Raw genomic sequence first — 24,405 nt, 5'->3', positions numbered from 1 at the left:
CAACAAAATGGAAAATATAATGTCAAATACCCAAAACACAACAACATTTTTTAACCTCACCGTTACCTTAGAAAACGGCGAGCCGTTTTTCAGTTATACCAATCACGATGGCACCCCTAAAAGCGGTGATGTTATCATTACCAAAAACTGTACTATCACGTACCAACTTATTGATCAAACGGGCAAAGGCCTTAAATTTGTCGGCGCGGCGTTTATGACCCCATTTGACGGCATTATTGATGCAGTCAGTACTGATGGCAGCTTAATACACTTAACCGACTTAGATGAAGTATCGGGCAACACCCAATTTCAATTTGTGTTGTCGAACACCAGCAATACCTTATTGGTACTCAGCCCAGACCCTGAAGTGATCAACCGCGAACATAATTAAATAAGTAGAAAAATGATAAAAGCTCAGACTTGCCCTGAGCTTTTATCTTGTTCAGCATAATTAAAACAACCAATAATTAAACCTTGATAAAACTGCTGGTGTTATCCATTAACATAACCCGAGGTTGAACTTACCTTTTACCCGTTAACCGAACTCAAAAACCAATCATTTCTCAACAGACCGATGAGCAAACGCCTGTAAAATAACGGTCTCGCTACCTCCCAATAACGGCTCAACATCTGTCAACGATGCAACCAAATACAGCTGCACAACAAGCTATTTAAGCTAAGAACACTATCGATTTTAGTGAGACAAATCCTAAAAACCAGCAACAAAATCAGCTTGTATCCAAGGTACATGCAATAGAGTCAACTCAATCACAACAAATTCACACAATAAATAGCAACTTTAAACAGTTTAAAATCAACAATTTAAAAGCAGAAGGTTACCGAAAGGTAAATAAGCCTTATTCCTAATAGAGTGTTTGACATCAACAAGGGGTTACCAATACCAAACGCTTAAGGGAATGCACCATGTTTACCAATGATAAATTAACTGAACTCAATGCCACGATTTCTCGTGTGACTAAATTAACAGACTCATTTGCTAAATTTCCCCGTTCAATAAAAATACCATTGCGTCTTGATGATGAAATCCTATCCGACTCATCATTTACGGATGTCGCTTTTGATGCCACTTCAGCAAGTCATCATAATGGCAAAATGGCAGTAGCAGATAACTTACAAATTAGCACCTTGCTCAATGTGATCACGGCTATTTCAGAAGCGATTTTTGTGATTAACTCTGCGGGTGTGATTGAGATGATCAATCCGTTAGGCGCTAAATTATTCGGTGCCCCAGCCGAAATGTTAATCGGTCAAACCTGGACCGATTATTTACAAAGCCCTTTTAAAGATGAGTATCAATCTTTATTTTCTTTGTGGAATAGCGCCAGCGATGAAGCCAATAAAGTGACTCAGTTTAATCATGGTCCTAAAGAAATTATTATTAACCGCGCCGACAGCACGTTACTCGAAGCAGACTTATCATTGTCATGTTTACCGTCGATGCAGATAGGATCTGAGCCGTTATTTATAGGCATCATGCATAATCTCACTACGCATAAAGCCGAGTACAACAAACTGCGCCACTTAGCCCATACAGACAAATTAACCGGCCTTTCCAACCGTCACGCTTTTGATGATGCTCTGCAAACCAACTGGAACGACAGTATTAACCACGACCAACCGCTGTGTTTAATCATTATCGATGTCGATTATTTTAAAATGTTTAATGACCAGTATGGTCATGTTAACGGTGATAAATGTTTGCAAAAAATTGCTCAAGTACTGGCAGAGGTGCTCCCGTCTAACAATGCGATGGCAGCCCGTTATGGTGGTGAAGAGTTTGTGGTCATTCTGCCCAACAGCAACCCGTTAACAGCAGAATACATTGCCAAAAATATTCAACGTCGTATTAACCAGTTAAGCTTTACCGATATAGGGTTACCTGCACAAACCAAAATCAGTGTCAGCCAGGGCATTGCCTGTGAACGCAGTGGCCAATACCGCACGCCAACCGCACTGGTTTGCGCAGCAGACACAGCACTTTACCGTGCAAAATCAACTGGCCGTAACCGCATCAATATGAGTAGCTAATAACGAATGTGAGAAAACCGCTTAATAACAGGTTTAATGAGTGGCTATAACGCGGTTTAGATTGGTTAGTTAAATAAAGTGATACTCGGTTGCAGTGTTAAAGTTCACCGAGCATTTAGGTACTGGCAAGGCCAACACCGCAGTGAAGACCAGCAGCAATAATCGTTAATGTAGATGTTAGTGTTAAGTTAGTACTAGCACGAGGCTAATGTGAGTCAGTAGGTTGAATGACAGGATTACGATTGGAATTGCTGTAACTGGCATAAAGAACCAATAACCCTGCGCCCAAATACATGGTTAAACTGTATACTCCAGCTACCACAGCATAACTGGGCATATGCAGTAAACTGATGCAAATAAGCATTGCCATAGTGGAGTTTTGCAAACCTATTTCAATGGCCAACGTTAGGCTATCTTTATGGCTTAATTTGAATATCTTGGCAGTAATTACGCCCACCATCATGGCAATCAAATTTAACAACATGCATGCAATAAACACCTCGTTAAAAGCGTCGCTGATAATGTCACGCTCTTGAATCACCACCCCAGTAATCATCAACAATAAAAACACTAATGCAAAGCGCCTAAAATACACCTCAACCTTCACAGCCCAATCGCGATAATAACGCCGCACAATCATGCCAAACATAATCGGTAGCAAGGTAATCACCAATAACCCTAATGAAATGCAGCTTAACGACACCTCAATATCATGGGTTTCACTAAAATAACTAACCGCAAATTGGATGATAAACGGCGCGGTGAATACGCACACAATGCTACTCAGTGCAGTCAAACTCACTGACAATGCCAAATTAGCCTTAGCAAGATGACTTACAACATTTGAGGTTGTGCCACCGGGGCAGGCAGCCAAAATCATTAACCCTATCGACATCGCTGGCGATAAGTCCATCAACAAACAAAGAGTAAAAGCCAACAAAGGCAACACGATAATTTGGCCAATAAAGCCGCCAATAATCGGCATTGGAGTTTGCCATAAACGTAAAAAATCAAATTGAGTTAAACTTAAGCCCATGCCAAACATAATGAAGGCGAGCGACAATGGCAGCAGTATTTCGGTAATAATCGAACCTGTCATAGGGAGTTGCATCCTTGCTCGCTAAGCAGACTTAGCGAGTATCATAAGCATCAGTACAGAATACGTTCTTGCGAAATATAGCTGCATGAATACGGTTTTATCAAAATCAAACCGCCCTTTGGCATCGTTAACAGGCTTAATCTAAAAAGCTGTTATCTTGCGCCAACATGACCTGATACAAAGGTTGAAAATTACCCCATGTCACTAAATCTGAGCCATTAATTTGGCGAGTTTTAGTCGCAATTTCATGGCCAATCAATTTAAGTTCACCCGCCGCCTGTGCCAATAACTGGCTATGGCAGCAACTGTCTAACATGACAAAATTAGCCGTTGCCGCATCAACAGACTTACCGACAGTGAGTAAGCCATGGTTTTGTAAGATAACCGCAGCATGGCCTTGTAGCGCCTCAGCAATCATATCGCCTTCAGATAAATCGGCGACCACGCCGGTAAAAGTGTCAAACACACTGTGGTTTTCATAAAACATGCATGCGTCTTGAGAAATAGGTTTAAGTAACTCTCCTAGTGATGAAAATGCACGGCCATAAGTAGTATGGGCGTGAGCCACTGCGTTGACATCGGGGCGAGCATGGTGAATACGCGAATGAATCGCAAATGCGGCATTATTGATTGGATGCTTACCCTCCAAAATATTGCCTTTATGATCAACTCGCACTAAATCAGAAGCCCTAATTTTAGAAAAATGCACCGCTAACGGATTAACCCAAAATGACTCAGGGTCAATACAATCACGCAAGGTGATATGCCCCGCTAATCCTTCGTCGAATCGATAATGGGCAAATACTCTAAATGCCGCCGCTAGACGCTGTTTTTCATATTGTTGTTGCTGTTGTTTATTATCAAACTTTGGCGGTAACGGCATTGGATATTTATCTGTGCCAATGGTCATCTTTTGAATTTGCTGTGCTTGAGTGTCATTTATAGCGGTCATGTTGAGTCTGCTTTTATTGGTTTAGTTTGACTTTAATTTAACCAAGCCTAAAATAAATTCAAATGATACTAAATCATAGATAACTATTAATATGCTGCATAGTAAGATTGATTTAAACTTATTCCTCATTATGAGCACGGTATATCAGCAAGGCAGTATTACTGCTGCGGCCAGTAAGCTACACTTAACACAACCGGCTGTGAGCCACGCTATTGCTCGGTTGCGCGACAAATTTAACGATCCTTTATTTGTCCGTCATGGTCGTAAAATGGTGCCAACCGCCTTATGCCAAAAAATGATTCCCGACGTGCAACAAGCGCTGCTGTTACTCAATAATACTGTTAGCCAGCCCGCTACATTTGACATACAACAGCACAAACGCGAGATAAAACTGGGCTTAAGAGACATATTAGAGTCAATGTTCTTTCCTATTCTTATGCCCGATTTACTCAATAACACCCCCAACATCACCTTAAACAGTCGTCAAATTAAACGCACTGAACTTGAGCCGTCACTGGCGCAGCAAAGTTTAGATATCGTTATCGATGTACTGATGCCAACCCATAAAGATATTTGCAACACTCTAATATGCAGCGAACGATTTTCATTAGTGTGTCGCCAAAACCATCCGATTTTACAGCAGCTCACCCTCGCTAATTATGCCGCCGCATCTCATGCATTAGTGAGCTTAAAAGACTTCAGCATCGACACCGTCGACATGGCGCTTGCCCATCAAGGCGTTAGCCGCAATATTGCATTACGTTGCGAGCATTACTTTGCCGCCATCAGCGTCATCTGCCAATCAGATTTGATCATGACCATGCCAAACACCTACGCCATGTTGTTACAACAAACCATGCCAATTGTAGTATCACCACTCCCCTTTGAAGTGCCAGAACTGGCGGTACACATGTATTGGCATCAACAAGCCCAAGACGATCCGGTAAATCAATGGATCAGAAACAAACTGCTTAATATCTCAGCACAGTTGTTTTAGTTTCTGTTAAGTAGTTAGTAAGTCATAAATAAACCGTAAGAAATAAATCGCAGAAAATAGTCAAAAATAAAAACCCTTTTTTATATTTGCACCGTTTACACTCATAACAGACCCACTTTACCTGTGTGAAAACAGTATTTAGCTAACCATTAGCGGAGTTATCAATGAACAAAATATTACTCACAAGCATCATTTCTGCTTCATTATTTACCTTAACCGCCACCAGCAGTTTATCGACAGTGCAAGCGGCCGAGCTCAGTTTTGCTCATATTGAAACAGTGGGAACAAGCACCATTGAAGCTGCAGCAGACATGGCTATTATCAATGTTCAAGTATCTATAGAAGCCGATAGCGCTAAAGCCGCTAAAGACAAAGCCGACGAAGCCGTCAGCCAATTTATGCAACGATTACTCAAGGCTGGAGTCGACAAAAAACACATTCAAAGTGCTAACTTACAACTTAATCCGCAATATATGTATGTGCAAAATGAACCGCGTAAACTCACGGGTTATAACGCTAGCCGTCAAATGACCATTACCGTAATTGACCTTAACAGCTTAAATGAATTACTCGACAGCGCTTTGGTTGAAGGGATTAATAACGTTAATAATATCGAACTAAAGTCGAGCCAAGAAACCAAAATCATTGCTCAAGCTCGCCAAGCCGCGATTGATGATGCCAAGCAAAAAGCTCAATCTTTAGCAAAAGGCTTTGGTGAACAAATTGCTGGGGTATGGCAAGTAAGATACTTTCCGCAACAAGCCAATCAGCCAGAAATGTACCGCGCCAGCATGAAAATGAATGCCGATGTAGCGCAAACCTATCAACAAGGCCAAGTCGCGATTAGCGACAGAGTGGAAGTGGTTTTTAGATTGAAGTAACAATAAACAAGCGGGTTGAATATCATTTACTCAGCCTGCTTTTTTGTAACAGCAATGGTTTTAACAGCAATGGTTGCAACAGTAATGAATCCTCTCATCACAGCCAACTGTCCACAATCGTGAACAATGACAACAAATCATCACTCTCCTAGCAATAATTACGAGATAAAACCACAAGTAGTTAATTGTTTATTATAACATTAATATAAAATACACATTTAATCGCAATAAAAATGATCTAAGTCACATCTGAAAATCACTCCTCAAATTAAACTTGATACATAGACTGTGGATGCCAGAGCAAGGTTATCAGCTTAATCTGCCATTGCTGACATTAACCCCATTTTAGGTTTAGTTGTTTATCCCTATTGACGCCCTACTCGTCCCATCCTCAAAGGCATTAGACTTTGCCCGTAACTCAAAAAATTGAAAAGGCTTTGCAATGATTGATATCACTATCGACGGAACAACACTTTCGCTTCCTAAAGCAGACAGCTTATTAAAGGCAGCAAAAAACGCCGGTATTAACATCCCTAGCTTATGTGATTATTCTCATCGCCAAGAGAGACAACACTGCAATTTGTGCCAAGTACAAATCAAAAACCATGATGGTAGTTTACGATGTGTTCGCGCCTGTGAAACACCGCTAGAAACTGGTTTAGAGGTCATTACTCAGTCGAGCCACTTAAGCCATCTTCGTCAACAAGCACTCAAAGATATTCTGAGTGATCACTTTGCGGATTGTGAAGCACCTTGCCAAACTGCCTGTCCTGCCGGCGTTGACGTGCAATCGTATCTGTATCATATCGGCAGAGGCGATCATAAAGAAGCCGTCAAAGTCATCAAGCAAACCTTACCTTTACCCTTGTCTATTGGCCGTGTTTGCCCCGCTTTTTGTGAAGCCCAGTGTCGCCGCGGACTGGTAGATGAACCTGTGGCGATTCGTCAATTAAAACGTCATGCAGCAGACTTAGATTTACAAGATGCAGAGTCTTATGTTCCTCCAAAAGCACCAGCCACAAACAAGCGCATTGCCATTATCGGCAGTGGCCCTGCAGGATTAACCGCGGGTTATTATTTGTCTAATAATGGCCACGATGTGACCATTATGGAGTCGGCTCCTAAAGCTGGAGGCTGGTTACGTTACGGTATTCCTGAGTACCGCTTACCTAAAGATATACTCGATAAAGAGATCGAACTGCTCACCCGCAACGGACTTAAAATTGAAACGGGAGTTGAACTGGGTCGTGATACCAATTTAACCGAATTAGTGGCCAATTATGATGCGGTTTGCCTCGCGATTGGTGCGCAAAAAGCCGTGCCAATGAATTACCCTGGCAGTGATTTAATCGGTTGTTATTTAGGTGTGGACTATTTACGCGATTATTGCACCGACAAAAAATTCATTACAGGCAAAAAAGTGGCCGTCATTGGTGGCGGTAACACTGCGATTGATTGCGCTCGAACCGCTGTGCGAGATGGTGCAGATGTGACCTTAATCTATCGCCGTAGCCGTGATGAAATGCCAGCGGAGCCCTATGAAATACATGAAGCAGAAGAGGAAGGGGTTAAATTTCATTTTCTCACTAATCCCCTGGAAAACCACAGCGATGACCAAGGCCGGGTTAAATCCGTCACCTTTGCTAAAATGGCGCTCGGCGAGCCCGATGAATCTGGTCGCCGCTCTCCCAAAGCGACTGGAGAAACCTTTGAAGAAGCATTCGACACCGTAATACCTGCGGTATCTCAACAAGTGGATTTAGCCTTTTTAGACCAGCCAGAAAATCAAATAGACACTGGTCATATTGCCCTCACCCGCTGGCATACCTTCCTTGGCTGCGAGCAAACCATGTCTGCAGGGGTAGAAAAACTATTTGTTATCGGTGACTCCCGCACTGGCCCTGGTACTGCTGTTGGTGCGGTAGCAGATGGCCGAAAAGCCGCTGAAGCCATTGAAGGATTGTTAACTGAAGGCTTAACTTGTCATTTAGAACCTGGACTATTTAACTCACGAAAGGCCAACAAAACAGCCTCGTTATCTGCTGAGATATACCCAGAGACAGCCAAGCGTCGCCGCTTAAAAATGCCAGAGCTAAACCAGCTCAATCGAGCGCTTAACTTTGCCGAGGTAGAACTAGGATTCATTCCCGATGAGGCAATGAAAGAAGCGATGCGCTGTTTGGAGTGCGCTTGCCAAGCCAATACCGATTGTAAATTACGCGATTATGCCACCGAATATAAAGTCGACGGAAAAACACTGGATCAAACTCAGGCGCGTAAATTTAAAGTCGATAACAGTGCGCCTTTTATTACTTTCGATGCTAATCGCTGTATCAGTTGCGCCGCTTGTATTGATGCTTGCCATCAACAAAGTGGTCATAACGTTATCAGCTTTGAAGCCAATAGTTATCAAGCACTACCCGATGCTGCAACAACAGGCATTAGCCGCAACGCCCCTCGTGTTGGCTTTACTGCGTCGATGAATGACAGCGATTGTGTGCAATGCGGTAACTGTGTTCAAGTTTGCCCTACTGGCGCTTTGGTTGATGCCCGCGATAAAACCCAAGGTAGCGACAGAGCGTTAACCAAAACCTCAACCGTGTGCACATATTGTGGCGTTGGTTGCCGGGTTGAACTGCATGTCGATCAGGACAAAAATCATGTAATGCGAGTATCTGGCGATACTCAATCAGTGGTCAATGAAGGCATGTTATGTGTTAAAGGGCGCTCTGGTTTTGATTTTTTAAACAGTCCTAAACGCCTTACAACGCCATTAATTCGCAAAAATGGTCAGCTGCAACCCGCCTCTTGGTCTGAAGCCATTAGTTATATAGCACAGCAACTGCAACCGATTAAAGATGCCGCTGGGCCAAGCAAGTTTGCTGCATTGTCTTCAGCTAAATGCACCAATGAAGAAAACTATTTAATGCAAAAATTCACCCGTAGCATTATGGGCACCAACAACATTGATCACTGCGCACGATTATGTCATTCATCGTCTGTCGCAGGGCTATCCGATACCATTGGCGGCGGCGCAATGACCAATGATATTCCCAGCATTAAAGACTCAGATGTGATTTTAATTATAGGATCCGATACCACCAGCGCCCACCCTATTATCGCCTCGCATATTAAACGAGCCGTTAGCCAACACGGCGCGCGCTTAATTGTCGCGGACCCAAAGAGAACGGCTATTGCAGACAGTGCCCATTTATATGTATCACATAAACCTGGCACAGATGTGATGCTACTGAATGCCATCATGCAGCAAATTATCATCAATAACTGGCAAGACATGCACTACATCAATAGCCGTATTGAAGACTATGAATTGCTCAAGCAAGAAGTGATGAAGCCTGATTACAGCTTAGTCAATGCAGCGTTAATTACTGGTGTAAATGCCGAAGACATTGCCGCTATGGCTAAAATGATTGGCACAGCAAACAAAACTGCCTTGTATTATGCCATGGGAATTACTCAACATACCTCAGGTTACGACAACGTTGTATCCACCTCCAACTTGCAATTGTTGTGTGGCAATATTGGCGTAACGGGCGGCGGACTAAACCCACTACGTGGCCAAAGTAATGTTCAAGGTGCTTGTGATATGGGCGCGTTACCCAATTATTATCCCGGTTATCAGCAAGTCGATAACCCACTCAATAACGTTAAATTTGCCAAAGCTTGGGGCAATACATCGCTAAATTCAGAGATAGGATTAGCAGCAACAGAAATCATGCAGGCGATTGTGAAAGGTAAACTCGATGCTCTGTATGTTTTGGGAGAAAACCCAGTGCTAAGCGATCCGGACCAAGCTCATGTCATCGCTGCACTATCCAAAATTAAATTTATGCTGGTGCAAGATATCTTTTTAACCGAAACCGCGCAGATGGCTCATGTGGTATTACCCGCAACCGCCTTTGCCGAAAAAGATGGCCATTTCACCAATACAGAACGTCGGGTACAACAATTACGTGTCGCGTTAACCCCTCCGGGGGATGCGATTGTAGACTGGAAAATTATCCAAATGATTGCCAACAGCCTTGATGCTAATTGGCATTACCACAGCACCAAAGATATTTGGCAAGAAATTAACCACGTCACCCCGCAATATCAAGGCCTTACCTGGCAACGACTTGAACACAAGGTAGATGGTATACAGTGGCCATGCTTTGATGAAAACCATCCTGGCACACCGATTTTGCATACCGAAACATTTTTACGCGGTAAAGGCAGAATGATGCCAGTGAGTTATCGACTACCTGCCGAAATGCCCGATAGCGAATATCCATTAACCCTTTCAACAGGCCGTTTACTGGAACAATTCCATACTGGCACTATGACGCGCAAAACCCCGGAACTGGATATTAAAGGCTCGCCCAGAGTAATGATTTCGGTTTTTGATGCCGAACAATTGGGAGTCAATAACGGTGATATGTTGAAACTGAGTACTCGCCGCGGAGAAATAGATATAGCCGCCTTTGTGACTAAGCGGGCTCAGGTAGGAGTATTATTTTTACCATTCCACTTTGCCGAAGCCGCAGCCAATAAACTGACCATTAATGCATTGGATCCCATTGCAAAAATTCCAGAATATAAGGTGTGTGCTGTTAAAGCAGAAAAGTCACTGCAGCCAAGGGGCGCTACGCTGCTAGGTCGCTAGGTCGCTGCGCGGCTAGATCCTATAAAATCAAGAATCTAAGACGCAAGTCCGCTCTAGTTGCGAAGCGACCCTAGCAGGACGTAAGTCCGCCCTAGCAGCGAAGCGATCCTAGCAGGACGTAAGTCCGCCCTAGCAGCGAAGCGATCCTAGCAGGACGTAAGTCCGCCCTAGCAGCGAAGCGATCCTAGCAGGACGTAAGTCCGCCCTAGCAGCGAAGCGATCCTAGCAGGACGTAAGTCCGCCCTAGCAGCGAAGCGATCCTAGCAGGACGTAAGTCCGCCCTAGCAGCGAAGCGATCCTAGCAGGACGTAAGTCCGCCCTAGCAGCGAAGCGACCCTAGCAGGACGTAAGTCCACCCTAGCAGCGAAGCGATCCTAGCAGGACGTAGTCCACCCTAGCAGCGAAGCGACGCTAGTCTTTTTGTTTAGCGTAACAATAACAATGGGATGTGGCTTTTACTGATCATCCGTGTCGTGTTACTACCAACAAAAAACTCACGAATACGTGAATGACCATAAGCACCCATTACCATTAAATCAATTTGGTGTGCTAGCTGGTAAGCTTCAAGAGCAGTTTGCACTTCGCCCTGACAAACCGCAGTTGTTACCTCAAAACCAGCTTCAGTAAGAGAGTCTGCAACCGAGGTCAATTCGGTTAGCGCTTGAGACTGATTGTCAGACACCATCACTAAATGACATCCGAGCCCTTTAAGTAGTGGGCTGCTAATCACTCGTTCAAGCACTGTTTTCGAGGTGGCGCTGCCATCATAAGCGATCATAAAACGGCTTGGCATTGCAAACTCAGGCATCACCACTAAAATCGGCTGCTTAAGCGTGCGAATAACACTTTCTAAATGACTGCCAATCGCTTGCGCTTGATCTTGATGCTGCTCACCTTGACGACCAATAACCACCAGTCTGGCATCAGCTTCTTGCTCAAGCAGCGTTTCCACTAAATCCCCATGGCGCTGCAGTGTTTGCACCGTCACAGTAGGTTGCGCCGCTACAATGCTCGTTTGAGCATCTTGTAGCATATATTTACCTTGTTCGAGCGCGAGTTTACTCATGCGCCCTTCAAGTTCAACCATCTCAGCAAGTAAATGCTCTCGGCTACCAAGGCCAATATTTCCCGACAGATTTAACTCTGTAGGATAGGCAGACTTATCCAATACATGTAATAACGTCACAGGGGCGTTCAACTGCATAGCCGCCCACCCACTAGCATCAGATACCGCGCGTGTTGCTTTTGAACCGTCGATACAGGCAATCACATTTGTCATCATTATTATCCTTTTATGGTGTTGCTATGGGCTTAGTGACCTGACATCATTTTTTCAACGTCTTCGGGTTTATCATGCACACCAAATTTATCCACAATGGTAGCGCTGGCTTCGTTAAGACCAATTAACTCAACTTCAGTGCCCTCGCGGCGGAATTTAATCACCACTTTATCAAGCGCCGATACCGCAGTAATATCCCAAAAATGCGCCAAAGATAAATCAATAGTGACTTTTTCAACCACTTCTCTGAAATCAAATGAGTTGCTGAACTTATCTGCTGAGGCAAAAAAGACTTGGCCAACAATTTGATAATGACGGCCAGCTTCTGCGGTGGTGTCGGTGCTCTTAACCACCATAAAACGACCCACTTTATTAGCAAAGAATAACGAGGCAAGTAACACACCTACAAATACCCCAATCGCTAAATTATGGGTAGCGACAACCACAACAACTGTGGCGACCATCACAAGATTGGTCGATAAAGGATGATGTTTAAGATTACGAATAGAATCCCAAGAGAAGGTTCCAATAGACACCATGATCATCACGGCAACAAGTGCAGCCATAGGGATCATTTTTAACCAATCACCTAAAAACACGATCAAAATAAGCAAAAACAAACCGGCAGAGAAGGTCGACAAACGCCCACGCCCGCCAGATTTAACGTTGATAATAGATTGACCAATCATGGCACAACCTGCCATGCCGCCCATTAAACCAGCACCGATATTAGCAATACCTTGGCCTTTACATTCGCGGTTTTTATCACTTGGCGTATCGGTTAAATCATCAACAATAGTCGCTGTCATCATTGATTCCAATAAACCAACAACAGCAAGACCAGCTGAATAAGGGAAGATGATCATTAACGTTTCAAGGGTTAATGGCACTTCTGGCCAAAGGAAGATTGGTAACGTATCAGGAAGTTGTCCCATGTCGCCTACGGTACGGATGTCTAATCCCATGTAAACCGCAAAAATGGTTAAGCCGACAATACAAATTAAAGGTGACGGCAACGATTTACCAATAACAGGGATTAATGGGAATAAGTAAATAATACCCAGTCCTGCTGCGGTCATGGCATATACATGCCATGTCACATTAGTAAGCTCTGGCAACTGCGCCATAAAAATTAAAATGGCGAGTGCGTTCACAAAGCCAGTCACCACCGAACGCGAGACAAAACGCATCAAACTGCCAAGCTTTAAGTAACCTGCTGCAATTTGAAATATGCCGGTCAATAACGTTGCTGCTAATAAATACTCAAGACCATGCTCTTTAACTAAGGTCACCATCAATAGCGCCATAGCTCCAGTGGCCGCAGAGATCATTCCAGGACGTCCACCCGTAAACGCGATGACCACAGCGATACAGAATGAAGCGTACAAACCCACTTTTGGATCAACCCCAGCAATAATAGAAAAGGCAATCGCCTCAGGAATTAACGCTAGCGCGACGACTATACCTGCTAACAGATCTCCACGGATGTTGGAAAACCATTCTTTTTTCATGTTTTGTATCATGTATTTTACTCTGTTTTAATGTTAGCCAATATGCCAATAACATATGTTAACGCCTGATATATCAGCGTGCGTCAGCGGTGAAATTAACTCATTAATGCGACAAAATGATATTGGATAGTGATATACAACAAAAACTACCAACATGGCAGCAATTACGGACGGATCTTAACGATCCAAATAGGGAGGGAAAACTAATGCGGCTTAATATTCATTATGGAAAAACGACCTCGGCAATATGTGTAAATTAGGCTTAAAATTTATTAAACGCGCAGTGCATAAAAATGCAGCGGCAAGTATAAAGGGTTGCATAAGTAAAATCAAAGCGTTTAAACAGTAACACCGCGTACACGTTTGCTGGTTTAGAGCCTTGTCAGAGCAGTTAAAGTGGATATAAAACTCAGCTATCACCTTTTAATGCTCACAGTCTAATCCCTATACAACCCCCCAGTAAACTTGCCATTTTGCACAATTATCGGTAGTTTTACTGTATTGAAAGACGTAAAAATAATAACAAAGGATTACGGATGGGAAACATACTTTGGGTGGCCTCTTACCCTAAATCGGGTAACACTTGGGTACGCGCATTTTTAGAAAACTATATTCAAAATCAAGCTCAACCGATTGATATTAATACCATGCACACCATTTCGACAGCAGAGTCGGCCGCGCATCGTTACCAGCATTATTTACCAAAAGACAAAACGGCCACCACCGAACTGACTCTAGAAGAAGTCAGTGTACTAAGACCACAGGTTCAGGCTGATATTGCGCATCAAGCTAATGGCACCACATTTGTAAAAACCCACAACTACCTAGGCGAATACAACGGTCATCCACTGCATAACTCCTCTGTCACATCAGGAGCAATTTATGTGGTTCGTAACCCATTAGATGTGGCAATCTCAATGGCCAATTACTTTGGTTATAGCATCGATGAAGCCATAGCTTATATGGCTGAAGAAATGACAGGCACGCCAAATGAAGCACCGCATGTGCCGCAAATTATTACCTCTTGGTCTATGCATGTGTCTAGCTGGACTGCCGATGACGCATCAAAGCTGATTTTACGCTATGAGGATATGCTAGATGATCCTAAAAAGGTCTTCCGTAAAGTAGAATCCTTTTTAGGTTTGAAAAAAGATCCTGTCCGCCTGAAAAATGCCATTAAGCACTCTTCTTTTGCTCAATTGAAAGCCCAAGAAACTAAACTCGGCTTTGTTGAAAAACATGAAAATGCTAATGCCTTCTTTAGGAATGGTGGCAAGCATCAATGGAAAACCAAACTGACACCAGAGCAAGTACAAAAAATTGTTGCTACCCATTACGAGCAAATGAAGCGCTTTAAGTATTTACCTGCTGGAATGTAATGCCAAATAAAAAGCATTAAAGCCTGACTTAGATTGTTCATAAAAAAACGTCCTATTGCAGTAGCAATAAGACGTTTTTATTGGATATCACTTTCAGTTTGTCAGCATACTAAGTGCGTTTACGGTAAGCCATAACCAGCAACACAATGCCAGTAAATAGAAACGGTAAACTTAACCACTGGCCAGCACTGAGCATTGACTCATGATATGCAGCTTGACTAACTTTCACACTTTCAATCGCGATACGCGCGCTGAAGACCAGCACCAAAAACAGGCCAAATATAGCCCCGTGTTTTTGCTTCATATTGGTGTATTTATAAATGGCGTATAGGCCGATAAATATTAATAAATAGGCAAACGATTCATACAACTGCGCAGGATGGCGCGGCAACATATCGATGCGCTTAAAGATAATGCCCCATGGCTCAGTTGTTGGTTCGCCCAAAATTTCTGAATTAGCAAAGTTCGCCATACGCACAAAAAAGCCAAATATAGCAGTCGCGATAGCTAAACGATCAAGTAAAAATAAAAACGGTAACTTCACTTTTCGTTGGTAAAAATACAGACCTAATATCGCTCCTAACCCGCCGCCATGGCTGGCAAGCCCACCTTCCCAGATCGCAAATATCTTCAGCGGATGAGCAAAGTAGTATCCAGGGTCATAAAAAATACAATGAGCTAAACGTGCCCCAACAATAATGCCAATAACGCAATACACTAATAGATTATCAAGAGACTCAACATCTAAGCCTTCTTTTTTGTAAAAGTGCTTCATCACCTGAAAACCAGTGGCTATAGCCAACGCAAAAAGCGCGCCGTACCAATGTACGGTTAATCCCATAAACGAGACTAATATAGGATCAAAATCCCAAACGATGTGTTCCAAGTTACCTACTCCAGATTGATATGGTGTTTTGTCGCGTTATGCTAAAACAACTTTACGACAGATGATACATAGATACTTAAGCGAAGAGAAAGTTTCATTAACTAATCAACATTGAAGCGCTAAATAAGGTAACATTTAGCGTTATTTACTGCTGATAAACTGCATTGTTAGAGTTAACCAAATGATGGCCGATAAAACCGAATACCATATTGATATTACCGAGCACAGTACTGACGCCATTGAGCTATTGGCGCAAGTCAGTAGCCTGAGTAAGCAAGTATTGAAAGATGCTATGCAAAAAGGCGCTATTTGGCACAGCCATGGTAAACAAACTAATCGTATTCGCCGTGCAAAAAAACCTTTGCAACCGGGTGACAAGCTGCATCTTTATTACAATCAATACATTCTAGATGAACAAGTCACACCCGCTGAGTTATTGTTTGATGAAGCTGAATACAGCATTTGGTACAAGCCTTATGGTATGCGTTGCCAGGGCTCAAAGTGGAGCGATCACACCACTATTAATCGCTATGCTGAATTAAATATGCAGCCACAGCGCAATGCCTTTATTATTCATCGCCTAGACCGTGCTGCCACCGGATTATTAGTATTGGGACACAGTAAAAAAGCCACTGCCGCTATTGCTAAGCTGTTTGAAACTCGCGAATTAGAAAAGTACTATCAAGTGATTGTTGAAGGTGAGTTTCCGAGCAATCCCGTTACCATTAATACTCCAGTCGATAATAAACCGGCGTTATCACACGCCACCTTACTGACCTACAACTCAGAGTTAAATCAATCCAAGGTACAGGTAAAAATAGACACGGGTCGTAAGCATCAAATTCGTATTCATATGGCAAGCTTAGGCCACCCCGTTGTAGGCGACCGTTTGCATGGCAATGGCGACGAGCACTCGCCCGACCTTGCACTGACATCGTGTTATTTCCGTTTTGTTTGCCCATTAAGCAACACGCTAAAAACCTTTGAACTGCCAGAGCATTACCGACCAGCATTTATTACCCATTAAGCAATGAAGTAAATAAGCAATTATTGTGCTTACACATAACAAACAATATTGTTCATCAACATCAATGGAACCACACACTATGCGTCATATCATCGCGTTACTTTGTCTTACTCTTAGCCCTATGGGCATCGCCGCCAGTTTACAACTGCCAGACAGAGCCGAAACGGTATTAGTTAATGGTAAAGCCTCACAACAGCAATCTAGTGTAAAACTGGACTTAAGCATGCCCGATAACATGCAACAAATCGCTTTTCGCTATCAAGCCCGTTACCGAGATAATGGCAGCCAAAATGATTTTGTTTCTGATGTTGTTATTTTGCGTTTTCAGGCCAGCGAGCAAAACTATCAACTCACTTTGCCGACCATTAACTCTGCCTCACGCGCCAATCAATTTAATGATCAACCCACTATAACGTTAACCGACAATACGGGTAAAAGCATTGTATTTACTCAAGATAAGCTGATGAAGTCAGGCTTACAAATTGGCCGTAATTTTGCTCAAGAAATCGCGCTATATAATGAATCTGGTGCCATAGCTGCAATTGTATCAGCTAAACGTATCACCTCAAAAACAACTACTGCTGCACCAGTAGCACTAGTGCCAGTCGCAAAAACGACTGAGGTTACAGCAAGTAACAATACCGCCGACACTCAGGTTAATAAAACTGAAGATATCACCCAAGCAGAAGTCAGTAGAATGCTCGATTATTGGTATCAAAAAGCCAATCCTAATACCCAAGCAGAGTTTAAAGCCAAAATAAATTGATAATGAAGGGTGTTATTGAACGAAGGTAAAACCTAGAGTTTGAACTTGAATAATTCGACACTCATTCTTTGAGATTAATGATTTTGAGACGAATGACTTTGAGGCTCACTCTTTTGAGACGAACTCGTTCCAGAGCAGATGTTTTACGGTTAAATTTTTGAGATGAATTATTTGAGATGAATTGTTTGCGGCAAAATGTATACGGCGATCTCTTTATAGCTAACCTTTTATAGCAAACTCTTTGTAGAAAATTATTGGCTATGAAATGCTTATTTTGAAATGTTGGCTGCGAAATGCTTGCTGCGTATGGCTTGCTGCATATTGCTTGCTGCCAATGGTCATTAAGCTAACAATCTCATCGGCCATTTTGCGGCAAATGGATATTAACGTTGGGCACAAATATCAGCAAACGTAGCTTTCAATAACCATTGTAAATCAGCAGGACTTAGCGAGATATCTACGCCTCTTTTGCCGGCGCTAATGTAGATACGTTGATGCTGCTGTGCAGAAATATCGATAACTGTCGGCAAAGGCTTTTTTTGCCCTAATGGGCTCACACCACCCAGTACATAACCGCTAGAACGCTCAACGACTAACGCCTCTGCCATGTGGGCTTTTTTTGCGCCCGCGGCTTTCGCGATTAACTTCATACTCAACATCGACGACACTGGTACAACCCCAACCACCAGCGCTTGGTTATCTAAGCTCACCACCAAGGTTTTAAACACTTGTTCCGTTGGCACGCCCAATTTTTGCGCTGCTTCTAAACCATAAGATTCACTATTAGTATCATGATGGTATTCATGTACTTCAAAATCTATTTTATGCTTTTTGGCTATCTCAATTGCTGGGGTCATGATAATGCGCTCATTTATGGATTCACCGCCAATACTTTGCTTGGCTGATAAAAATGCAGATATCGCAGACAAACATAACTGACAACCACGGTAGCGACAAGCAATTCAAATTCAGCTAATGCATTAATTTGCTGTACATATTCCGCTGCCATGCCAACACTTTCCATCCAAACAGACATTTTAAATAATGCCGTTGCCCCTATCACCATCGGAAACGTAAACGCGGCATAGCCGGGGCTAAAGGGTAAACGCATCAGTTTGAAAAAACATAGATAGATAATCGAGGTCATTAACACCCCAATACCAAATAATAGCCCAACAATAACCGGCGATGGTTGTTCAATTACCGTTAAATAGCCCGCCAAAGATAAACTTGCTGGCGCCGCTAAAATCGCTAAAGTAGGTTTGGCTGCATCTGGGATTTGTTCTGTAAATATAAGACGATAAATCATCATCGGTAACATTATGGCATAACTCAACATGCCAAAGTTTAGCGCAGCATGAGCAACCCACGCTAAATGAATATTGCCTGAAAACGACACATCGGCCACCACAATACCAATGGGCGGAATAAACCAGCTAGGCACCATATGATGCAGTGAAAATTGTTTACTGCGATGATAAATAAACCCGACCAAAAAGCTGATGTGCAGCAATACTGCAAATGACCATAATAAATCACCTGCGAGTGCAGAGGCATAACTCAACGAATTCGACACCACCATTAACGCCATTGCAAAAGTAGGTACCACGCTGCCGACCACTGGATGAGCAAGATCCTGGCGTAATAAATCTGAATGTAATAAAAATTTAGCACTTAAAATCAGTAATAATACACTTGCGATGGCAGCCCCAACCCACTGACTATAATGATGTAAATCAACGAGGGTTTCCCAACTCCAACCTAAACTTGCAATTCCCAACGCTAATCCAGCCATAGGGGTTGGAACTGCCGTTAGTGTTTGTTTTACCGCTCGAATCATTACAACCTCAAAACAACCCATCAGAGAATAAGCTTATATTACGCTTGCACTTTGTTTATATATATCCAATTATATGAGACATACGTTCATAAAAATTGAACAAAATATTGATCATACCAATAACGATGAAAAAAAAATGAAACCGTTCACATTAACTTTATAACAATCAAACTCACTCTGTATAAAACTAAGCGGCGCTATGCACATTTCATTAAAGCAGCTCAACGTGTTTACCTGTGTTACCCAACATAAAACCTTAACCGCTGCAGCCAAGGCACTGTATCTGTCTAAAGCCGCGGTGAGCATGGCACTTGCAGAACTCGAAAAACAATTGGGTCACCCGCTATTTGATCGGGTCAATAATCGCTTGGTGCTTAATCAAGAAGGACACAAGTTATTACCACTGGCCGATGAGCTGCTTAGTAGAGCAAATAATATCAGTCAATTGTTTGATGCAGACCACGCTTTTACGGGTCAATTGAAAATAGGTGCCAGTGACACCTTAGGTAATCATGTTGTACCTGGGTTATTGAGCCAATTTAGACAGCAACATCAACATTTCTCACAAAGCGTGGTGATTTCAAATTCACGCTTAATCTGCCAAAAACTGCTGGATTACGAGTTAGACATTGGCTTGATTGAGGGTAAAAGTCATCACCCAGAACTTATCGCCACTCAGTTTAGTCATGATGAAATGTGTATTATCGCTGCGCCTCATTTACCCATAAGTCTGCAGGCACAATGGACGTTTAACGATTTAGAACAAAGTGAATGGATATTACGTGAAGCAGGTTCTGGCTCGAGAGAGTTTTTTTTACGTACTATCGCGCCGCAAATAGAATCGTGGCATGAAGTGTTTGAACTTAACACTACTGAGGCATTAATTAACAGTGTCGCCGCTGGACTTGGCTTAGGATGTTTATCTGCTTTGGGGGCACAATATGCGATTAACGATGGCCGTGTGACTCAGCTCGACTCCCCAATTAAGGGGAATCATATTAATATGCAGCGACCGTTTTGGTTGGTGGTTCACAAAGATAAATATCACAGCCCGCTGTTGAAAAGCTTTATTGAGTTTTGTCATCAATGGGATAATTCATAAAGCGATTCTTGGTTGAATATGGCCTTCGGCCACCAACGTCGTGGCGCTTCACCATACCTATTTTTAAACTTCGTTTGAATTAAGATCGCAAGGTTCCACCCTACACGGGCTAATACATTATGGCCTGCGGCCACCAACGTCGTGGCGCTTCACCCACACCAGACCAAGAGGAAATCAACGGCTATTCCCTCTTGGAACTCCCAGCCGCCCCGCAACATTTTCGCTATTTACAAAACAAGAGCTGCGAAAAGTCGCCATGGGGATTGATCCAGCTTTTAACTTCATCTGTAACCGTCTTCAGTCTTATTCGAAAATGCTAACGCTTCCGATGGTACATCCTGTACCGCGAAAGCTAGCCTGACGTCCTGTCAGGCTCACGCTATTTTCTTCAACGACCTCAAGTTCAGAGTTGACGCTGACCATTTCAGAGTCAAGATAACTAACCCAATTTCCCCTCAAAGCTTGTCAGGGTAAAATTATTTATAACTTGTTGATTTGGTTTCTGTATAGCAATGGGGCAAACTTAAGACTTCGCTGTTAATTACACCATTGTGGCTCGATCAATGAGATACTGCGACAGGTGCTGGAACCATTACCATAATTATGTCAATTGCTCTAGAGCTAGCTCAAACTCTTGGACAAGCTCAGATATTATTCCATTCATGAGCTTTCCATTTACTTCACTTTGTTTAATTTTTAGTTTGGGAATCAATTGCTGTATGAAGGGCAGCTCGACCTCATACCTATCTTTAGCATTCGATATAGTAAAACGTTCTTTTACAAAACCTATAAAAGCCATGATATCACCACCTTTCCATTGAGTTATGCGCCCACAAAAATTACTTACATTTAGATAGTGTAAGAATGGATTGCGGTCGTAGTCCTTTGGTCCAGTAAAAATGGCTTGCTGCCAATTGGTATAAAAGTTTTCAGCAAACTCTGCATTTTTATGCTCCTCTGACTTAGTAATGAATGCCCCAAGCAGAGATTTAAATTCATGAGTATCAAGTTCTTCTGGCACATTTAACCACCGGTTAAATTGCCCATGCTCTATAGTTGAAAAGTCAATAATTTCACCTTGAGTTAGAAGGTCTTTTAGTCTATTTAATTCATCAGTCTTAACTTTATTTAGGTAATTTTTATTTATTAGATAGAGATACGTTTCACAGCCTTTTACCCATTGATAATAATCTTTATTGGCTCCACCGAAGAGAAGTTCCTCTAATTCAAGCAATCCTTGGTCGAACTCCTTTTCAGATAGATTGAAAAAGTAACCTTTAATGAGTTGGTCTAGTGGGCTCGCTGCTATTGGAAGGCCTAGTTTATTAATCAGTTCAGCATCATCACAGAAAGGAATAAGATTAGTAAAACAAAAATGCACTATTCCTTCATTTAAACTTATAGAACTAAAGATACTGCGTATGATTTTATTCTGTTCTTCTATTTTTTGTTCATCTTTACATAATTCCTTTTCAACATCTTCGCCATTTCTTTGAGAATTGAATGTTTTAAAGTTTGTACTATACGAAGTCAAGCCAAGACTTAAAAAGTCTTTGAAGTCTTTTTCAGAGTAACATTTTGCATAAGCTAAAAAGCTAACGCCTAAAATTTGTTGGGTGATGATTTCATGAGTCAAAGGTAAATCTAACCCTTCGATAGAATCAACTCTATTTTTGAGTTTAATAATTCGATTTATCGCCCTTTGAATGACCCTTAGATTATCAATATTTAAACTTAAATCTTTGAATTTATTCAAATACCTTAAAATTAACATTTGAGTGGTAGATTCGAGAGTGCTTTTGTATTTGTCCGACAGTATATTGATGAGTTCGTCAGAACTACGTGATAGCGTAATGATGTCACTAAATGTCTTTTCAATTTTTGATTTGTCAGAAAGAGCATCCTCATTAGCAACGACAATGATTTTGACTTGATTGTGCTCAGCAAAGCGCAGGCATGTACCTAAGATATCGGCAATTATTTTTGGATCGATTAGCCTCTCTAGATCATCAAGAACTATAGTCATGTTAGATAAGTTTTGGAGTGTGCTTTGTCTTACTGCACCGCTTAATCCAGACATAACTCCTTGAAATAAGCCTGCTTCAGACTTATCAGCACCAAATATCCTAGCAATATTGCCAACTTGTGCCAACCCAGTGCTAACATATCTAGAGCCTTCATTTTGATTGCATAAAAACAAAGACACTACTTGATCTTGAAAGTCTGTAACACTTCTCATTCCATAGGCTGAGAAGTAGTGATAGTCACCGAAGTATTCTTTATCTTCTTCTATTTTAGCTTTTAGCTCATTCTCAATAAGGTAAGTTTTGCCCACTCCCCAAACACCATTGAGCAAAATGATTGGTGGGTGGCTGTTGTCCTTTAATTGTTCAACTATTTGCAGAGTAACTAAGCTAGTCATGAGGAGAGTCGGTTAATGGTGATTATAAGTAGCTTACTGTATTTAAAGATCATTTCCATCTATTCTGTAAAGAATTATCTATAAGACACGAGGTAATTCAATATAACGCTATGAAATGCTAAGACTTCCCGTAACACACCATTTTTGAGAGTTACCTTGATCAAACAGCACTAACTCTTTCCCGAAAACTAGTTACGAAGCTTCCGCAGTGAACCATTATCGTTAATACGTTAATACTAAAAGTTATCCGAAATGTTTTTAGTTGGGTAAATTTTCTAAAATGGTTTTGTCTAATAACGAATTAGCCTCTACTTAAAAATATCTAAATTCAACTCTGAACTTGAGGGCGTTGAAGAAAATAGCGTGAGTCCTGACATGGATGTCAGGCTAGTTTTCGCGGTACAGGATGTACCATCGGAAGCGTTAGCATTTTCGAATAAGGCCGAGGCAGACTAAAAATAAAGTTAAAAGCTGGATTTACCCCATGGCGACCTTTTCGCTGTTTGAAAATGTTGCGGGGCGGCTGGGTGATCCAAGAGGGAATAGCCGTTGATTTCCTCTTGGTCTGGTGTGGGCGAAGCGCCACGACGTTAGTGGCCGCAGGCCATACCTTAAATACACTTTTATCCAAAAACGTTTTAAAACAGACTCAAATTACATAACCTGTAACTGATAACCCAATATAATTTTTTGAGTAAAATGCGCTCAAACCTTACCGAGTAACGGCTATGGCCTAATACAAATTCAACCATTGTTTGCCTAATCGATATAACCACCTATGCGCCGGATAAAGCATAAAAAAAACAGGCCGTTTAGGCCTGTTTCGATTAATCATCCACCCAATATCACTTAATAAGCAACGCTAATACGTTGATTAATATGCTGAGCATTTTCGGCTTCATCGAGCATAGCTTTGGCATAATCCACTACTGATACTCGGCTTTGGCCTAGTGCATCGGTAAAAAATTCGTTGCCGCCTATACGGTATGGGCCTTCTGACTCACCAGGGAAAATAATCGCTGCGGGGCTAACATAAGTCCACTCGATAGCAGAATCTGTATCACGGAACACAGCTAGTGCCTCACCTTGGGCGATGGCTTCGGCTTTATAATCTGCAGGAAACTCTGGTGTTGATACTAACGTCACGCCTGGTGCGACTTCTAAACTACCTGCACCGCCAACCCATAACAAACGCGGTGTGCCAGCTTTAGGCAAGTGTTGCAATAATTGCTTAGCGGTTTGAGAAACTACTTGATGGTTTTGTGCGGCACGGCCACCGATTGACGCTATAACAACATCAACATCGGCAAATGCGCTAGCGATGGCATCGCTTGTCATCGTGGTTAAATCAAGCGTACGTACGGCCACATCTTGAGTGACTTTGCTGGCGTCGCGCACTACGGCAATCACTTCATGGCCTCGGCTTATCGCTTGTTGCATGATAGTGCCACCAATCCAACCTGTTGCGCCTAATACTGCTAATTTCATTTTGTGTCTCGCTCTATTAATTATCAATGGAGCTAGTTTAGTGGGTAATCTTTTAGAGATAAAT

Annotated in this window: 18 protein-coding genes; 9 read left to right on the top strand and 9 right to left on the bottom strand. The window is 42.3% G+C overall.

Translation table 11 applies throughout. The features are described from left to right. Positions 1–19: 19 nt before the first annotated feature. Both SFRI_RS04125 and SFRI_RS04120 read left to right on the top strand, forming a co-directional pair. On the top strand, positions 20–391 hold the full coding sequence (locus tag SFRI_RS04125) for a DP-EP family protein (protein WP_041412792.1): 372 nt from the start codon (positions 20–22) through the stop codon (positions 389–391). 533 nt (positions 392–924) lie between these two features. Further along, positions 925–2,049 (top strand): sensor domain-containing diguanylate cyclase, encoded by a 1,125-nt coding sequence (locus SFRI_RS04120; protein WP_011636275.1) that lies wholly within the window; start codon positions 925–927, stop codon positions 2,047–2,049. A 205-nt stretch (positions 2,050–2,254) separates the two neighbouring features. On the opposite strand, the gene SFRI_RS04115 is transcribed toward SFRI_RS04120, so the two are convergent. After that, entirely contained in the window at positions 2,255–3,148 is an 894-nt protein-coding gene (locus tag SFRI_RS04115; RefSeq protein ID WP_011636274.1) for a bile acid:sodium symporter family protein, read from the bottom strand. 136 nt (positions 3,149–3,284) lie between these two features. Further along, positions 3,285–4,091, bottom strand: a complete 807-nt coding sequence (locus tag SFRI_RS04110) for a class II aldolase/adducin family protein (RefSeq protein WP_081430151.1) — start codon at positions 4,089–4,091, stop codon at positions 3,285–3,287. Positions 4,092–4,191: 100 nt separating this feature from the next. Between SFRI_RS04110 and SFRI_RS04105 the strand changes: the two genes are divergently transcribed. The 3 genes from SFRI_RS04105 to fdhF all read left to right on the top strand — a co-directional run bounded on the left by SFRI_RS04105 (position 4,192) and on the right by fdhF (position 10,641). Further along, positions 4,192–5,097, top strand: a complete 906-nt coding sequence (locus SFRI_RS04105) for a LysR family transcriptional regulator (RefSeq protein WP_011636272.1) — start codon at positions 4,192–4,194, stop codon at positions 5,095–5,097. Positions 5,098–5,261: 164 nt separating this feature from the next. Beyond that, on the top strand, positions 5,262–5,978 hold the full coding sequence (locus tag SFRI_RS04100; RefSeq protein ID WP_011636271.1) for an oxidative stress defense protein: 717 nt from the start codon (positions 5,262–5,264) through the stop codon (positions 5,976–5,978). A 442-nt stretch (positions 5,979–6,420) separates the two neighbouring features. Continuing rightward, a complete protein-coding gene (gene fdhF, locus SFRI_RS04095) occupies positions 6,421–10,641 on the top strand; it encodes a formate dehydrogenase subunit alpha (RefSeq protein WP_011636270.1) in 4,221 nt (1,406 codons plus the stop codon). Positions 10,642–11,065: 424 nt separating this feature from the next. Here the strand turns inward: fdhF and SFRI_RS04090 are convergent, their stop codons facing one another. Next, on the bottom strand, positions 11,066–11,923 hold the full coding sequence (locus SFRI_RS04090) for a universal stress protein (RefSeq protein WP_011636269.1): 858 nt from the start codon (positions 11,921–11,923) through the stop codon (positions 11,066–11,068). A 29-nt stretch (positions 11,924–11,952) separates the two neighbouring features. Then, positions 11,953–13,443, bottom strand: coding sequence for a SulP family inorganic anion transporter (locus SFRI_RS04085; protein WP_011636268.1), 1,491 nt, complete (start codon positions 13,441–13,443; stop codon positions 11,953–11,955). A gap of 524 nt (positions 13,444–13,967) precedes the next feature. On the opposite strand from SFRI_RS04085, the gene SFRI_RS04080 reads away from it, so the two are divergent. Beyond that, the gene (locus SFRI_RS04080) at positions 13,968–14,810 is read left to right on the top strand and encodes a sulfotransferase domain-containing protein (RefSeq protein WP_011636267.1); all 843 of its coding nucleotides are present in this window, start codon (positions 13,968–13,970) and stop codon (positions 14,808–14,810) included. Between the two features lie 109 nt (positions 14,811–14,919). Here the strand turns inward: SFRI_RS04080 and lgt are convergent, their stop codons facing one another. Next, positions 14,920–15,696: a prolipoprotein diacylglyceryl transferase gene (gene lgt / locus SFRI_RS04075; protein ID WP_011636266.1), complete on the bottom strand. Its 777-nt coding sequence runs from the start codon at positions 15,694–15,696 to the stop codon at positions 14,920–14,922. 181 nt (positions 15,697–15,877) lie between these two features. On the opposite strand from lgt, the gene SFRI_RS04070 reads away from it, so the two are divergent. Further along, entirely contained in the window at positions 15,878–16,723 is an 846-nt protein-coding gene (locus SFRI_RS04070; protein ID WP_011636265.1) for a pseudouridine synthase family protein, read from the top strand. Positions 16,724–16,802: 79 nt separating this feature from the next. Next, a complete protein-coding gene (locus SFRI_RS04065; RefSeq protein WP_041412788.1) occupies positions 16,803–17,489 on the top strand; it encodes a DUF2057 domain-containing protein in 687 nt (228 codons plus the stop codon). A gap of 383 nt (positions 17,490–17,872) precedes the next feature. Here SFRI_RS04065 and ybaK read toward each other — a convergent pair whose 3' ends face one another. Beyond that, a complete protein-coding gene (ybaK, locus tag SFRI_RS04060) occupies positions 17,873–18,346 on the bottom strand; it encodes a Cys-tRNA(Pro) deacylase (RefSeq protein WP_011636263.1) in 474 nt (157 codons plus the stop codon). A 14-nt stretch (positions 18,347–18,360) separates the two neighbouring features. Further along, positions 18,361–19,329, bottom strand: coding sequence for a TDT family transporter (locus SFRI_RS04055; protein ID WP_011636262.1), 969 nt, complete (start codon positions 19,327–19,329; stop codon positions 18,361–18,363). 199 nt (positions 19,330–19,528) lie between these two features. Here SFRI_RS04055 and SFRI_RS04050 point away from each other — a divergent pair, with 199 nt between their 5' ends. Beyond that, entirely contained in the window at positions 19,529–20,431 is a 903-nt protein-coding gene (locus tag SFRI_RS04050) for a LysR substrate-binding domain-containing protein (protein WP_011636261.1), read from the top strand. 601 nt (positions 20,432–21,032) lie between these two features. Here SFRI_RS04050 and SFRI_RS04045 read toward each other — a convergent pair. Then, positions 21,033–22,853 carry a P-loop NTPase fold protein gene (locus SFRI_RS04045; RefSeq protein WP_011636260.1) on the bottom strand — a complete coding sequence of 607 codons (1,821 nt, stop codon included), beginning with the start codon at positions 22,851–22,853 and terminating at the stop codon, positions 21,033–21,035. Between the two features lie 849 nt (positions 22,854–23,702). Next, on the bottom strand, positions 23,703–24,341 hold the full coding sequence (locus SFRI_RS04040) for an NAD(P)-dependent oxidoreductase (protein ID WP_011636259.1): 639 nt from the start codon (positions 24,339–24,341) through the stop codon (positions 23,703–23,705). Positions 24,342–24,405 lie beyond the last annotated feature (64 nt).

Source organism: Shewanella frigidimarina NCIMB 400, from assembly GCF_000014705.1.
GTDB lineage: Bacteria > Pseudomonadota > Gammaproteobacteria > Enterobacterales > Shewanellaceae > Shewanella > Shewanella frigidimarina.
This window is presented reverse-complemented; position numbering and strand designations above follow the sequence as displayed.